At 66.1% G+C, this 14,870-nt stretch carries 11 protein-coding genes; 6 read left to right on the top strand and 5 right to left on the bottom strand.

The genetic code is table 11. The features are described from left to right. Nucleotides 1-12 precede the first annotated feature (12 nt). On the bottom strand, nt 13-2,124 hold the full coding sequence (locus QNO08_RS06575; protein ID WP_229966931.1) for a DNA gyrase/topoisomerase IV subunit B: 2,112 nt from the start codon (nt 2,122-2,124) through the stop codon (nt 13-15). 248 nt (nt 2,125-2,372) lie between these two features. Between QNO08_RS06575 and QNO08_RS06570 the strand changes: the two genes are divergently transcribed. Continuing rightward, a complete protein-coding gene (locus QNO08_RS06570; RefSeq protein ID WP_229966932.1) occupies nt 2,373-2,597 on the top strand; it encodes a DUF7455 domain-containing protein in 225 nt (74 codons plus the stop codon). A gap of 226 nt (nt 2,598-2,823) precedes the next feature. Here QNO08_RS06570 and QNO08_RS06565 read toward each other — a convergent pair whose 3' ends face one another. The 4 genes from QNO08_RS06565 to QNO08_RS06550 all read right to left on the bottom strand — a co-directional run bounded on the left by QNO08_RS06565 (nt 2,824) and on the right by QNO08_RS06550 (nt 8,358). Further along, entirely contained in the window at nt 2,824-4,116 is a 1,293-nt protein-coding gene (locus tag QNO08_RS06565; RefSeq protein WP_284015962.1) for an RNA polymerase sigma factor, read from the bottom strand. Nucleotides 4,117-4,443: 327 nt separating this feature from the next. Next, complete coding sequence (locus tag QNO08_RS06560; protein WP_229966933.1) at nt 4,444-5,823, bottom strand: DUF4192 domain-containing protein; 1,380 nt, start codon at nt 5,821-5,823, stop codon at nt 4,444-4,446. 111 nt (nt 5,824-5,934) lie between these two features. Further along, complete coding sequence (locus QNO08_RS06555; protein ID WP_229966934.1) at nt 5,935-7,296, bottom strand: MFS transporter; 1,362 nt, start codon at nt 7,294-7,296, stop codon at nt 5,935-5,937. Between the two features lie 18 nt (nt 7,297-7,314). Continuing rightward, entirely contained in the window at nt 7,315-8,358 is a 1,044-nt protein-coding gene (locus QNO08_RS06550) for a PAC2 family protein (protein WP_229966935.1), read from the bottom strand. A 327-nt stretch (nt 8,359-8,685) separates the two neighbouring features. Between QNO08_RS06550 and QNO08_RS06545 the strand changes: the two genes are divergently transcribed. The 5 genes from QNO08_RS06545 (at nt 8,686) to QNO08_RS06525 (ending at nt 14,779) form a co-directional block, all read left to right on the top strand. Then, nucleotides 8,686-10,218, top strand: coding sequence for a leucyl aminopeptidase (locus tag QNO08_RS06545; protein WP_229966936.1), 1,533 nt, complete (start codon nt 8,686-8,688; stop codon nt 10,216-10,218). A gap of 206 nt (nt 10,219-10,424) precedes the next feature. Continuing rightward, entirely contained in the window at nt 10,425-11,807 is a 1,383-nt protein-coding gene (lpdA, locus tag QNO08_RS06540; protein ID WP_229966937.1) for a dihydrolipoyl dehydrogenase, read from the top strand. Nucleotides 11,808-11,927: 120 nt separating this feature from the next. Further along, complete coding sequence (gene sucB, locus QNO08_RS06535; RefSeq protein ID WP_229966938.1) at nt 11,928-13,688, top strand: 2-oxoglutarate dehydrogenase, E2 component, dihydrolipoamide succinyltransferase; 1,761 nt, start codon at nt 11,928-11,930, stop codon at nt 13,686-13,688. A gap of 184 nt (nt 13,689-13,872) precedes the next feature. Next, entirely contained in the window at nt 13,873-14,220 is a 348-nt protein-coding gene (locus tag QNO08_RS06530; RefSeq protein WP_229966939.1) for a hypothetical protein, read from the top strand. A gap of 130 nt (nt 14,221-14,350) precedes the next feature. After that, nucleotides 14,351-14,779, top strand: a complete 429-nt coding sequence (locus QNO08_RS06525) for an OsmC family protein (protein ID WP_229966940.1) — start codon at nt 14,351-14,353, stop codon at nt 14,777-14,779. Nucleotides 14,780-14,870: the final 91 nt, after the last annotated feature.

The following is a 14,870-nucleotide window of genomic DNA, read 5'->3' as shown; positions in this document are numbered from 1 at the left end:
GTCGGGAATGCCCTAGGCGTCGATGCGGTCGCGGTCCAGCATGGCCGCACCGGCCACGATGAAGTCCTTGCGCGGAGCCACGTCACTGCCCATCAGCAGCTCGAAGGCGCGTTCGGCGTCGGCCGCCTGGTCAATGCGCACCCGGCGCAGCGTGCGGTGCCGCGGATCCATGGTGGTCTCGGCCAGCTGGTCAGCATCCATTTCACCCAGGCCCTTGTACCGCTGGATCGGCTCCTTGTAGTTCTTGCCGTCCTTCCGCAGCTTGGCCAGCAGCGTGTGCAGTTCCTTCTCGCTGTAGGTGTAGATCATTTCATTGGCCTTTGAGCCGTGGTGGATGACCTCCACCCGATGCAGCGGAGGAACGGCGGCGTAGACCCGTCCGGCCTCGACCAGCGGCCGCATGTAGCGGAAGAACAGCGTGAGCAGCAGGGTTCGGATGTGGGCGCCGTCGACGTCGGCGTCGGTCATGAAAATGACCTTGCCGTACCGCGCCGCGTCGAGCTGGAAGCTGCGGCCGGACCCGGCACCGACCACCTGGATCAGGGCCGCGCACTCGGCGTTGGAGAGCATGTCCGCAACCGAGGCCTTCTGCACGTTCAGGATCTTGCCGCGGATCGGCAGCAGCGCCTGGTAATCGGAGGAGCGTGCCAGCTTGGCCGTGCCGAGCGCACTGTCCCCCTCGACGATGAACAGTTCAGAGCGTTCGTTGTCGTCGATCCGGCAGTCCGCCAGCTTGGCGGGCATGGATGACGTTTCCAGCGCGTTTTTCCGGCGCTGGGTCTCCTTGTGCACGCGGGCTGAGATGCGTGACTTCATCTCCGAAACGACCTTTTCCAGCAGCAGCGCCGACTGGGTCTTGTCGCTGCGGGCGCTGGAGTTCAGCCGGGCGGTGATCTCCTTGTCGACAACCTTTGCGACGATGGCCCGCACAGCCGAGGTGCCAAGGATTTCCTTGGTCTGGCCTTCGAACTGCGGCTCGGCCAGCCGGACGGTCAGGACGGCGGTCAGCCCGGCGAAGACATCGTCCTTTTCGATCTTGTCGGAGCCGGCCTTGAGCTTGCGTGCGTTAGCCTCGATCACCTTGCGGAACGTCTTGAGCAGGGCCTGTTCGAAGCCTGCCTGATGCGTGCCGCCCTTGGGTGTGGCGATGATGTTAACAAAGCTGCGGATGTTCGTTTCGTAGCCGATGCCCCAGCGCAGCGCAATGTCGACTTCGCACTCACGCTCGACCTCGGCGATTTTGCTGTGGCCGGAATCATCCAGCACCGGAACGGATTCCTTGAACTTGCCGCTGCCCTGCAGCCGCCAGATGTCCGTGACAGCGGCGTCAGCGGACAGGAAGTCGACAAATTCGGTGATGCCGCCGTCGTGCTGGAACACCTCCTCGATGGGTCCGGCTTCGCCCGGGGTGCCCGGCAGCCGGCGCTCGTCACGCAGGGTAATGCGCAGCCCGGGAACCAAGAAGGAGGTCTGGCGGGCGCGGGCCTGCAGCTCCGTGTAGGAGAACTTGGCGTCGGGCGTGAAGATCTGCCGGTCCGCCCAGTAGCGGATCCGGGTGCCGGTCACCCCGCGCTTGGCCTTTCCGACAACCTCCAGCCGGGAGCTTTCCAGGAAGGGGGAGAACTTGGCGTCGGGGCTCGGCGTCTTGCCCGTATCGGCGAAATGGCCGGGCTCGCCCCGCCGGAAGTTCATCTGGTACGTCTTGCCGGCCCGGTCCACCTGGACGTCAAGGCGCGAGGACAGCGCGTTGACCACGGAGGCGCCGACACCGTGCAGGCCGCCGGATGCCGCGTAGGAGCCGCCGCCGAACTTCCCTCCGGCATGCAGCTTTGTAAAGACCACCTCGACGCCCGTGAGCCCGGTCTTGGGCTCGATGTCCACGGGAATGCCGCGGCCGTCGTCGTGGATCTCCACGGAGCCGTCCGGATGCAGGATGACTTTGATGCTCTGCCCGTACCCGGCCAGAGCCTCGTCGACTGAGTTGTCGATGATCTCCCACAGGCAGTGCATGAGCCCGCGGGAGTCCGTGGAGCCGATATACATGCCCGGACGCTTGCGGACGGCTTCGAGCCCTTCCAGGACGGAAAGGTGGCGGGCGTTGTACTCAGTGTTCGGGGGCGCCACGTGTTTGAAACTCCTCAGCGTTGGGACCGTTGGCCGGCGGATCGCCGACTAGCTGTGCCCGGCCGAAACCGGACTACTTCCAAGGTTAAGGCCCACCGGTGACACTGCCTGCCAGCGACTCAGCAGCGGTGAATTACCTCACAACAGAACACCCGATTGGTACGCGCAGAGCGAAAGGCGCTCCCGGGTGCGAAGACTGGGTGCGCAAAGATGGTTATATGAAGTATCAACACCCTTAGGAGGCTTTCATGACAGCAGCAGTAGCTACTCGTGAATTGAACACGCTGGACCGCTGCGACCGCTGCGGCGCGCAGGCGTACGTACGTGCGGTACTGGAATCCTCGGGTGGGGAGTTGCTCTTCTGCGGCCACCATGCACGGGCAGTGGAGGCAAACCTCCGCCCCCTGACGTCGGAATGGCAGGACGAAACATCCCGCCTGACGGCGAAGACGGAAGCCGTCTCCGCAGACTAGCGCCGCACCTGCGGTCCGCCCGGACAACCGGGCGCCGCTTACAGCTTGAAAAGGTTCCTTCCGCTGAGCGGAAGGAACCTTTTTCTTGTCCCGGGGCGGTCCGGTCCCGGGTGGCCGGCACCGTGCCGCCGGACCAGGGGCCGGCTTAACCCAGAACGCCTCCGACCCGCAGCAGCGGATCGGAGGCGTTCAGCGGACTTCGCAGCGGTGCGGGCACCGCCCGGGTTTAGTCCAGGTAGTCGCGCAGAACCTGCGAGCGTGACGGATGGCGCAGTTTGGACATGGTCTTGGACTCGATCTGGCGGATCCGCTCACGGGTAACCCCGTAAACCTTTCCGATCTCGTCCAGTGTCTTGGGCTGGCCGTCGGTCAGGCCGAAGCGCATCGCCACCACGCCGGCTTCACGCTCGGAGAGAGTGTCCAGCACCGAGTGCAGCTGCTCCTGCAGCAGGGTGAAGCTCACGGCATCAGCCGGAACCACGGCCTCGGAGTCCTCAATGAGGTCACCGAATTCGGAGTCGCCGTCTTCACCGAGCGGCGTGTGCAAGGAGATCGGCTCGCGGCCGTACTTCTGCACTTCCACAACCTTTTCAGGGGTCATGTCCAGCTCGAGGGCCAGTTCTTCCGGCGCGGGCTCGCGGCCCAGGTCCTGAAGCATCTGGCGCTGCACGCGGGCCAGCTTGTTGATGACCTCGACCATGTGCACCGGGATGCGAATGGTGCGGGCCTGGTCGGCCATCGCGCGGGTAATGGCCTGGCGGATCCACCAGGTGGCGTACGTGGAGAACTTGAAGCCCTTGGTGTAGTCGAACTTCTCGACTGCGCGGATCAGGCCCAGGTTTCCTTCCTGGATGAGGTCCAGGAACAGCATGCCGCGGCCGGTGTAGCGCTTGGCCAGCGAGACCACGAGCCGGAGGTTGGCCTCCAGCAGGTGATTCTTGGCGCGCTTTCCGTCATGGACGATAAACTCCAGCTCGCGCTTGAGCTTGGGGTCCATAGTCGGATCGGCTGCCAGCTTCTCTTCGGCGAACAGGCCGGCTTCGATGCGCAGGGCAAGATCAACTTCCTGCTCTGCGTTCAGCAGGGCAACCTTGCCGATCTGCTTCAGGTAGTCCTTGACCGGGTCCGCGGTGGCACCGGCTGAGACGACCTGCTGGGCAGGGGCGTCATCGTCGTCGGCATCGGAGTAGACAAACCCGGAACCGGTCGGCGCTGCCTCCGGTGCGTCTGCCGGGTCAAGCTCCGGCTCGGCGGGATCGGAGTCGCTTGTCTGCTGCTCATCCTCTTCCGCAGCTGCTGCGGCCTTGGCCGACTTGGCTGATTTGGCGGCGGTCTTGCGGCCGGCTGCAGTGGTACCTGACTTGGCAGCTGCAGGCTTGCGCACTGCGGCCTTGCGGACGGTCTTCACCGCGGTCTTTTCGCCGGCAGCGGGTTCGATCGGAGCCGAAGCTTCGTCTGCGGCAGTGCGCTTGCTTGCAGTGTCAGTCTCTTCGACTGCAGTTGTCTTTCTCGGCGACACAGAAAACCTTTCATACGGCGGGCTGTGGAATCGCCATTGGGGGCAACACCACTATGACCCTGTCAAGTCCGTGCTTGAATTCAAGCGATCCCGTCTGCAGCGGTGTCCTTGGTAGAACACTCACGCAACGGTTTCTGTTCCCCCTGCACAAACGGCAAAAGGCCCAAAAGCGATACTTGATACACGAACCCGACCGGGTCTCGGTTCCCATTGTCTCACGATTTCCTGCCGCTGCCAGCACTGCGGCGGCGATCATCGTCGCCGAGACCGGTGTTGCCGCCGCTATCAGAGCCGCCGGTGAAGCGTCGCCCGCAGACCCTGATCGACTCAGCTGCGGGCGGTTCCGGGATGCGGCGCCGGCGGCGACCGCCAAGCGGTACCTGCCTGTCGGGCCCACAGCGGGAACATGCCGGTGGTCAGGAGGTCTTCCAGCAGTTCCGCCAGGCGGTACCCCGGATACGATGCCAGGCAGCGGGTCAGATGCACCTGGGCCCGGGAGCCCCTCCCCCTGGCCCATTCGATCCAGGCCAGCAGGCTGAGCAGGGCGGCGGCAGCTTCGCCGTCGGCGTCGACCGCTTCCCCAGGGTCTCCTGCCGTGGCCGCGAGCAGTTCGGCGAAGACCGCAAAGGCCGCATCCATGCCGGTCCAATCCGGAAGCCCGGAATACTGGCCAATAAGCACCTCGCGGAAGTCCCGTTCCGGGTCGGAAACCGCTCCCGGCCGGGGCCGGAGGGGAGATCTCCGATTGGCTGCGCGGACGGTGCCGGAGCCGGTCCGCGGAACTCTTTCGGGAGCCGGCCAGGCGGTCTCGCCGGTGCCCGGCGGCAGCACAGGCCGGTTGTCATCCGTCGACAACAGATTGCACGCCTCGGCGCCTTCCAGCGCCCGGCCGTACCCCAGGGCTGCCATTACCAGGAGCGTGTCCCGCACCGGCCGGGCGCGCAGGCTGGCCAGCAGGAAGCCGGCTGCCTCGGGGTCGGCGCGCAACTGGGGACAGCCCCGCTCCGGGACGGCCTGCTCCGTGCCCGTGCCGGCCGCAGCGGCGAAAAACGCATTCCACACGGCCAGGGTGCCGGCGAACTGCGCACGCCGGCACCAGCGGGTCCGCAGCCGGCGCACATAGGCGGACCGGTGCAGCGCCGCATCAGCGCTGTTCTCCCAGGCCGGCGGCAGGTCCAGGCTGACCGCTTCATCCAGCGAACGGGCGTAGGCACTGCCCCGGTACACCATTTCGGCGCTGAGGGTGCTGTCGGCGATCAGGCCGAGGGAGTGGCCGGGCCAGGGACAGCAGCTGCTGTCGGTGCAGAAATACTCGCGCCAGGCATGCGCAGAGACCAGCCAGCCATCCCGGATGGGCAGGCCCGCCTCTGCGAGGTGTTCGCCAAGCTCGGTGACGAGCGGGCAGTACGGCGGAACCTCCGGCTGCTGCCAGGCCAGATTCGTGTACAGGGCCATCAGCACGCCGTTGGCAGCTCGGTCGGAGCGCAGAAGCTCCGTTACCCGGGCCGCGAAATCGGTGTGGTTCAGGCCGGCAGGAGGCAGGTCCAGCCGCAGAGTCGCGCCGAGCCGGGCGGAGTCCATGGTCATGAGGACCATCGACTCCTGCGGGACGAAGCCGAGGCTGTGGGGTATGAAGGCCAGGATGTCCATGGGTCCGCTGACCGGAAACGGTTCCTGGGGGCGCCGGCCGGTGGGAATTTTCGTCATGGCTCGAGCTTCGCGGCCGGGACGGCGTCCGGCGAGTGGATCGGAGGCTGCTGTGGACAGAAACCGGCCGTCCAGTCGGCCGGCCCCGCCCGTGGAGGAACAGTCGCGTCGTTATTCGCGGCCGGGATCCGGTTCCCGGCGTTCCTGCCGGGACTTCCTCGCTGCCTGTTTGGCCTGCCGCTCCCGGGCGATTGCCGCCCGCAGCGGCGGAAGCCGGACGCCGTCGTCGGCCATGCGTGCCCGGACCCGCCCCCTGGTGCGGAGAATCCCGGCGACCCCCACGGCCATCACGGCAAACTGGACGGCAAGCGCAATCCGGAAGGAGTCCAGCGCGTACAGGTCTCCCCCGGAGAAACCGGTGGCGTCCAGGACGTCCAGCACCACGCCGATCAGGTACATGGACACCAGTGAGGCGATGAAGCCGCCGATGTTCACGATCCCGGTGGCGGTGCCCAGCCGGTGGCCTGGATTGTAGGTGCGGGCGAAATCGAAGCCGATCATCGATCCCGGGCCGCCCACCGCCAGCACTGCCACGAGCACGGCGAGCAGCCACAGCGGCGCGGGCCCCGGATACAGCAGCACGGCCAGCCAGGCGCAGGCCATCGCCGCGGCGATCAGCAGCACCATGGTGGACCGGCGCAGCGGATGGCGCCCCACCCAGGAACCGAGCCACGGCCCGCAGATGACGGCCACCACGACAAAGAGCGTCATCAGCGCCGAAGCCCAGGAGGATTCCACGCCCTCCGCGCTGACCAGATACGGGAAGCCCCACATCATGACAAAAACGGTGCCGGGGAATTGGATGGTGAAGTGCGTCCACATGCCCAGCCGCGTTCCGGGCTGGCGCCAGGCCTCGGCCAGCGAGGTGGCGGTTTGGCGCAGCGGCAGCACCGGGGGCGCCTCCGAGCCGGCCGGGCGGTTGCGGACAAAGACCAGGGTGAGCACCAGGATCAGGACGGAGAGGGACGCGGCGGAGACAAAGGCCGTGTTCCAGCCGAAGCGGCGCAGGACAAAGGCAAAGGGCACGGCGCTGACGATCTGGCCGAGCTGGCCGATGATTCCGGTCCATTGGGTCAGGACGGGAATGTGCCGGCCGCTGAACCAGACCGGGAGCAGGCGCAGGACACTGATGAAGGTGAGGGCGTCGCCGGCACCGACCAGGGAACGGCCCAGGATGCCGCCGCCCACCGAGTCGGCAGTGGCCAGCTGCAGCTGGCCGGCCACCATCAGGGCGGCGCCGCCGGCAATCAGCAGGCGCGGACCGAACCGGTCCACGAGCACCCCCACCGGAATCTGCAGGCCGGCATAAACCAGCAGCTGCACCACGGTGAAAACGGAAAGGATGGAAGCTGTGGCGTCAAAGCGTGCCGTGGCCTCCAGCCCGGCCACGCCGAAGGTGGTGCGCTGTGTCACCGCAGCCAGGTAGGCGAGGACGCTGATGCCCCAGACCAGCCAGGCGCGGGAACTGTTCACAGCCGCACCTCCGGACGGCTACTCCCGAGGATGATCCTGCGGTGCCGGCCCGGACCCGCGGTCCGGTTGTCCCGAAGTGTTCTTCTTTCCACCGGTTTCTGCGTCCTCCGTTGAGTTTTCGTGATTCTCCGGCCACAGCGCCTCGGATTCCTCCTCCGCCTGCGGACTGGCCAAGTACGCTTCGACGGCGGCGCCGAGTTCCTCGGCGTTCGCGAGCTCGTCATTGTCCTTCACGAGCAGGGAACGGCGCACGCTGCTGTCCGTGTACTCGTCGTAGCGCTTTTCCAAGGTGGCCACGACTCCCTTGACTTCGGCCGAGGCCTCCACCTGTTCGGCGATCTGGCGTTCCACGTCGCGGCCGGCTTCACGCAGGCGGTCGGTGGGCAGCACCAGCGAAGCCGCAGCACCCAGGTATTCCAGCCCGGCCACGGCGGCCGGCGGGAACTCGGCTTCGGCGAGATAGTGCGGCACGTGCATGGCATGGCCGACGACGTCGATCCCGGCCTGCGTCAGCCGAAGTTCCAGGATGTGCCCCACGGCTGCCTGGATCTGCGCGTTGGGCCGCCAGGAGCTGATGCCCGCCATGAGGTCCGGGCGGTTGCCGTGGACGGTCACGCCCACGGGCCTGGTGTGCGGCACCGGCATCGGAATCGAGTGGATCCAGCTCACCTGCTGCACACCGAAGGTCTTCGCCAGATGCACGACGGCTGCGGTGAACCGTTCCCACTGCACGTCAGGTTCGAAACCGGTCAGGAAGAGAAACGGCTCACCCAAACCGTCATAGAGCCGGTACAGGTTCAGCAGCGGCGGTTCGTAGTCCGCGAGGTGGTCCTCCACGAAGGAGATCTGCGGGCGGCGGGCGCGGTAGTCGATGAGCTGGTCGGTGTCGAAGGACGCCACCAGGTCGTGATCGAGCGATTCCAGCAGCTCGTCGCGGATCTGGGAGACCACGTGGCCGGCCTCGGCAAAGCCGGTAAAGCCCACCAGAAGCTGCAACCCGTGCAGGCCGGCGTCGTCGGCCACTTCCGGATTGAGATTAAACAGGGTCAGCGGATCAAGCATGTCTTCCCCTTCTGTGCTTCCATGTGCTTCGGTCTCCCGAGGTTTGCGAATGTCCGCGGCGGTGCTGCAAGGAAACTTCTCCAAGAGGAAAACTTCCGATCCCAGCAGAGCGCAGGTACAGCGCGGGCTGCGCTGATTACTCAAGGGTAAACGCCGCCGCCCCCGCGTTTCATTCCCGTCCGCCAAGGGCACACTGCCGCTTAGCAAACCCCCGGGGCGCGGGCAAGAGACTACGATCTGTACAGAGGAGCCGTGCCGGCACTATGCGGGACGCGGGAGAACGCGGCACCAGTCAACAATTCGTGCATAACGTAAGGATGAAACTTCGTGGTCAAAACGAACGAGCCAAATCTGTCGGTGATCTCCCGGGACGTTTCCAAAGTCCCGGCCCAGGCATTGGTGGTAGGGATTGGCCAGACCTCCGGCGGCCCCGTTCTGATCGACAGCCCGCTGAGCCCCAAGGCGGCATCCGCCCTGGCCGCGTCGCTGCCCCTTCTCGGCGTCACCGGTGCCGCCGACGAGGTCCACCGTCTGCCCGGGCTGCCCGAGCTGGAGGCCCAGATGCTGGTCCTGGCCGGGGTCGGCAAGGTCACCGCCGGAGTTCCGCTCAGCGAAGAGGCGCTGCGCCGGGCGGCCGGATCCGCCGTCCGCCAGCTCGCCGGCACCGAATCCGTGGCCCTGGCCCTGCCGGCCGCCACCGTGGCCGACGCCGCCGCCGTCGCCGAGGGCGCGCTCTTCGGCGCCTACAGCTACAGCGAGCACCGCACGGACAAGGGCGCCGCCGTCAAGGAGCCGGTGCGCAGCATCATCGTCCTCACTCCGGCCGCCGACGAGAAGGCACTCAAGCCGGCGCTGGAACGCGCCCGCATCCTGGGCCGCGCCGTCAACGCCACCCGGACTCTGGTCAACCAGCCCCCGAGCCACCTGTACCCCGAGACGTTCGCCGCCGCCGCCAAGGACCTGGCCAAGCCGCTCTCGGCCAAGGTCAAGGTCACGGTGATGGATGAGAAGAAGCTCGAGCGCGACGGCTTCGGCGGGCTGATGGGCGTCGGCAAGGGCTCCTCCCGGCCGCCGCGCATGGTCAAGCTCGAATACGCACCGCAGCGCGCCAAGGCCAAGCTGGCCCTGGTGGGCAAGGGCATCACCTTCGATTCCGGCGGACTCTCCCTGAAGCCGGCCGCCGGCATGCAGACCATGAAGTGCGACATGGGCGGCGCCGCCGTCGTCCTGAACGCCCTGCTGGCCATCGCCGAACTGGGACTGCCGGTCAAGGTCACCGCCTGGCTGTGCCTGGCCGAGAACATGCCCTCGGGCACCGCCCAGCGCCCCGGCGATGTCATGACGACGTACGGCGGACGCACCGTGGAGGTGCTGAACACCGATGCCGAAGGCCGCCTGGTCATGGCCGACGGCCTGGTCGCCGCCTCCGAGGAGGCGCCGGACGTCCTGATCGACGTCGCCACCCTCACCGGTGCGCAGATGATCGCCCTGGGCAACCGGGTCTCGGCCGTCATGGGCGAGGAAGGAGTGCGCGACGCCGTGAAGGCCGCAGCGGACCGCGCCGGAGAACTGTTCTGGCCGATGCCCATCCCCGAAGAACTGCGCGCGAGCCTGGATTCCTCGGTAGCGGACATCGCCAACCACGGTGAGCGGTTCGGCGGCATGATGACCGCCGCCAGCTTCCTGCGCGAATTTGTCGGCGAGGTCGACGGCGTGAAGATTCCCTGGGCCCACTTGGACATCGCGGGCCCGGCCTTCAACGAAGGATCCCCCTACGGCTACACGCCCAAGGAGGGCACCGGCGTCGCGGTCCGCACACTCGTGGCCTACGCGGAAGACGTAGTCGCCCGCTCCGCCTAAGCCGCACCCATATAGCACCGGCCCCGCTCAGGGGCCGCCAGGAATGACTGTTGTGACTGGTGTTTCTCATTACACTTCCCGCCGGCGGGCCTGCATCGAGTGGATGGAGCCCTGCCGGCGGGATAGTGTGAGAGACAATCACGACCGCCCAAATCACTAAAACGACGCGCCCATGTGCGTCACCGATTACGCGAGGGAGCGTTCAAGTGGCCGAAAAGGCAACTGCGCAAGAATTCGACATCCTGATCCTCGGAGGAGGAAGCGGCGGCTACGCCGCCGCCCTTCGCTCCGTGGAGCTGGGTTTCTCAGTAGGACTCATCGAAAAGGGAAAGCTGGGCGGCACCTGCCTGCACAACGGCTGCATCCCCACCAAGGCGCTGCTGCATTCGGCTGAAGTCGCCGAAAACGCCAAGACCGCTTCGAAGTACGGCGTCAAGGCCACCTTCGATTCCGTGGACATGGTGGCGGTGAACTCCTACAAGGACAACATCATTGCGGGCAAGTTCCGCGGCCTGCAGGGCCTGATCAAGTCCAAGGGCATCACTGTCATCGAGGGTGAAGGCAAGCTCACCAGCGAAAAGACCATCGAGATGAACGGTGAGACCTACACGGGCGCCAACATCATCCTGGCCACCGGCTCCTACTCCCGGTCACTGCCGGGCCTGGAAATCGGCGGCAAGGTCATCACCTCGGACCAGGCCCTGAAGATGGACACCATCCCCAAGAGCGCCATCATCCTGGGCGGCGGCGTCATCGGCGTCGAATTCGCTTCGGTCTGGAACTCCTTCGGCGTGGACGTCACCATCATCGAGGGACTGCCGTCCCTGGTGCCGAACGAAGACGCAGCAATCATCAAACAGCTGGAACGCGCCTACAAGAAGCGCGGCATCAAGTTCAGCACCGGCATCTTCTTCGACAACGTGAAGCAGAACGACGACGGCGTCGTCGTCACGCTTGCCGACGGCAAGACCTACGAAGCTGACCTGATGCTCGTGGCCGTGGGCCGCGGACCGGTCACCGCCAACCTGGGCTACGAAGAAGCCGGCCTGACCATGGACCGCGGCTTCGTCATCACCAACGAACGCCTGCACACCGGCGTCGGCAACGTTTACGCCGTCGGCGACATCGTGCCGGGCCTGCAGCTGGCCCACCGCGGCTTCCAGCAGGGCATCTTCGTCGCCGAGGAGATCGCCGGCCTCAAACCGGTTATCGTCGAAGACGTCAACATCCCGAAGGTCACCTACTGCGAGCCGGAAATCGCTTCCGTGGGCCTGACCGAAAAGGCCGCCAAGGCCAAGCTGGGCGACGAGAACGTTCAGGTCCAGGAATACAACCTGGCCGGCAACGGCAAAACCTCCATCCTGGGCTCCTCCGGCCTGATCAAGATGGTCCGCGAAAAGGACGGCCCCATCGTGGGTGTCCACATGATCGGCGGCCGCATCGGCGAGCAGATCGGCGAAGCACAGCTGATCGTGAACTGGGAAGCCTACCCGGAGGACTTGGCGAGCCTGCTGCACGCCCACCCGACGCAGAACGAAGCCCTCGGTGAGGCCGCCATGGCCCTCGCCGGCAAGCCCCTGCACGGCTAGAACAAGAACCACCTGCTTAGTGCACCCGGCAGCCCAACCACCGGGTGCACTAGGCTTTCACCACCAGCACCAGCGGTACGGCTGGTCAACAAAGATCTAATAAGGAGAAACGGGGACAATATGTCTGAAACCGTGAACTTACCCGCCCTCGGTGAAAGCGTCACCGAAGGCACCGTCACCCGCTGGCTCAAGGCCGTCGGCGACAGCGTCGCAGTAGACGAGCCGCTGCTCGAGGTATCCACCGACAAGGTTGATACCGAGATCCCCTCCCCCGTCGCCGGCGTCATCGAGGAAATCCTCGTAGCCGAAGACGAAACAGCAGAGGTCGGCCAGGCGCTGGTGCGCATCGGCGACGGCTCCGGCTCCGCAGATTCCGCTCCCGCGGAGGAAGCTCCGGCGCAGGAAGCTCCGGCCGAAGAGGCCCCCGCAGCGGAGGAAGCTCCGGCGCAGGAAGCCCCCGCCGCCGAATCCTCGGATTCCGCTGATTCGGGTTCCGCCGAGGGCACCGACGTGACCCTGCCCGCACTGGGCGAGTCCGTCACCGAAGGCACCGTCACCCGCTGGCTGAAGGCCGTGGGCGACGACGTCGAGGTTGACGAGCCGCTGCTCGAGGTCTCCACCGACAAGGTCGACACCGAGATCCCCTCCCCCGTTGCCGGCAAGCTGCTGGAAATCCGCGTGAACGAGGACGAGACCGCCGAGGTCGGCGCCGTTCTGGCCGTCATCGGTTCCGGTGCCGGCGCTCCCGCGACGGCCGAGCCGAAGGAAGCCGAGCCCGTAGCGGCAGCCTCCAAGGACGAGCGCGAAGCTCCGGCCGTCGAGCCGAAGAAGGAAGAGACGCCTGCCCCGAAGCAGGAGGAGAAGAAGCCCGAGCCGAAGGCCGAGCCCAAGCAGGAGGCTCCTGCGCAGGAAGCTCCCGCTGCGGCCGAGTCCGAAGGCACCTACGTCACCCCGCTGGTGCGCAAGCTCGCCAACCAGCACGGCGTGGACCTCTCCACCGTCAAGGGTTCCGGCGTGGCCGGCCGCATCCGCAAGCAGGATGTCCTCGAGGCTGCCGAAGCCAAGAAGGCCGCCGAAGCCCAGCCCGCCGCCGCTCCGGCAGCAGCCGCGTCCTCGGACAAGGCAGCACCGGCAAAGATCAGCGAAGCAAGCGCCAAGCTGCGCGGCACCACGGTCAAGGCGCCGCGGATCCGCCAGACGATCGCCCGCCGCATGGTCGAGTCCCTGCAGGTTTCGGCCCAGCTGACCCAGGTCCAGGAAGTGGACATGACGCGCATCGCCAAGCTGCGCGCCACGGCCAAGAACGACTTCGCCGCGCAGAACGGCGCGAAGCTCACGTTCCTGCCGTTCATTGCCAAGGCCGTCACCGAGGCGCTGAAGCAGCACCCGAAGCTGAACGCGTCCTACGACTGGGACTCGCAGCAGATCACCTACCACGACGCCGAGCACCTGGCGATCGCCGTGGACACCGAAAAGGGCCTGCTGGTTCCGGTCATCAGCGATGCCGGCGACCTGAACCTTGCCGGACTTGCCAAGCGCATCGGCGACGTCGGCTCCCGCACCAAGGAAGGCAAGATCGGACCGGACGAGCTGTCCGGCGGCACCTTCACGATCACCAACATCGGTTCGGTGGGCGCACTGTTCGATACCCCGATCATCAACCAGCCGCAGGTGGCCATCCTGGGCACCGGTGCGATCGTCAAGCGCCCCGTCGTCCTGACGGACGCCGAGGGCAACGACACCATCGCGATCCGCTCCATGATGTACCTGTCCCTGTCCTACGACCACCGCCTGGTGGACGGCGCGGATGCAGGACGTTTCCTGCAGACGCTCAAGGCACGGCTCGAAGAGGGCAACTTCTCGGCCGATCTGGGCCTGTAGTTCCGGACCGGAACCCGGCATAGCCGCAAAGGGCGCTTCCCCTCGGGGAGGCGCCCTTTGCGCTGTCCGCCGCCGGCTCCGGACGACCTCCTACTGACGACTGACTTCTACCTGTTGTAGAAAAGTTACCGTTTTACACCGCGGGCGGGCAGGAATGCTGACGGACCGTCGGTAAGCTGGACGCATGGACTTCCTACAGAACTTTCTCGTTTTCCTGCACATCCTTGGCGCCGCCATCATCGTCGGCATCTGGTTCGCCCGGATCAAGAACCCCACCGTGATGCCCGGCCAGTTCCACGGAGCCCTGCTGCAGCTGGTCACCGGCCTGCTGCTGGTCGGCCTGGCCGAGATGGACGATTACGACGTCAACCACGTCAAGATTGCCGTCAAGCTGGTGCTGGCCCTGGCCATTGCCGCAATGGCCTTTGTCGGCCAGCGAAAGTACAAGAAGGGCGAGCCCGTGGGCAAGGGCCTGGCCAATGGCGTGGGCATTCTGACGGTGGTCAACATCGCCGTCGCCACCATGTGGTAGGCCCTTCCAGATAGTCCGCGCGGGAGCACGTTCCGTCGCTGCAGTAGATCCTGCCGCGCGACTCTGAATAGGATGGGATGAAGTGCCGGAATCTTCCGGCCTTCATCCCATCCGTTTTTAAGGAGCCCCCATGGCTACAGTCCGCTCAGCCCATACCGTCTGGAACGGCGATCTCTTCAACGGCCAGGGCGAGGTCACCCTCGACAGCTCCGGCCTGGGAACCTACGACGTCACGTGGAAGGCACGCGCCGAGGAAGCCAACGGCAAGACCAGCCCCGAGGAGCTCATTGCCGCCGCCCACTCGGCCTGCTTCTCCATGGCCTTCAGCAACGGCCTCGCCGAGGCAGGCAAGACCGCTGAGCGCATTGAAACGTCAGCGGATGTCTCCTTCGTTCCCGGCACCGGCATCACCGAAAGCCGGCTCAAGGTCACGGCCGTCGTGCCCGGCCTGACCGCCGAAGAATTCCAGGACATCGCCGAGGCCGCCAAGAGCGGCTGCCCGGTTTCCCAGGCCCTCGCCGGAATCAAGATCTCCCTGGAGGCGACGCTGGAGTCCTAGGACCTCAGCCCTGACCTCCGCCGCGAAATGGCAGAAGGTGATGTTCCCAGCTCTGGGAACAGCACCTTCTGCCATTTCGGCGGGATGCGGG

Origin of the sequence: Arthrobacter sp. zg-Y820, assembly GCF_030142155.1 — a bacterium.
Lineage (GTDB): Bacteria > Actinomycetota > Actinomycetes > Actinomycetales > Micrococcaceae > Arthrobacter_B.
The sequence above is the reverse complement of the archived record's forward strand: the minus strand, read 5'-3'. Positions and strand labels throughout refer to the sequence as shown.

What these genes read in the sequence shown, in the direction of transcription:
- QNO08_RS06570 (WP_229966932.1), top strand. Translation starts at nt 2,373, where the DNA reads ATGACAGCAGCAGTAGCTACTCGTGAATTGAACACGCTGGACCGCTGC.
- QNO08_RS06560 (WP_229966933.1), bottom strand. Translation starts at nt 5,823, where the DNA reads ATGACGAAAATTCCCACCGGCCGGCGCCCCCAGGAACCGTTTCCGGTC.
- QNO08_RS06550 (WP_229966935.1), bottom strand. Translation starts at nt 8,358, where the DNA reads ATGCTTGATCCGCTGACCCTGTTTAATCTCAATCCGGAAGTGGCCGAC.
- sucB (WP_229966938.1), top strand. Translation starts at nt 11,928, where the DNA reads ATGTCTGAAACCGTGAACTTACCCGCCCTCGGTGAAAGCGTCACCGAA.
- QNO08_RS06530 (WP_229966939.1), top strand. Translation starts at nt 13,873, where the DNA reads ATGGACTTCCTACAGAACTTTCTCGTTTTCCTGCACATCCTTGGCGCC.
- QNO08_RS06525 (WP_229966940.1), top strand. Translation starts at nt 14,351, where the DNA reads ATGGCTACAGTCCGCTCAGCCCATACCGTCTGGAACGGCGATCTCTTC.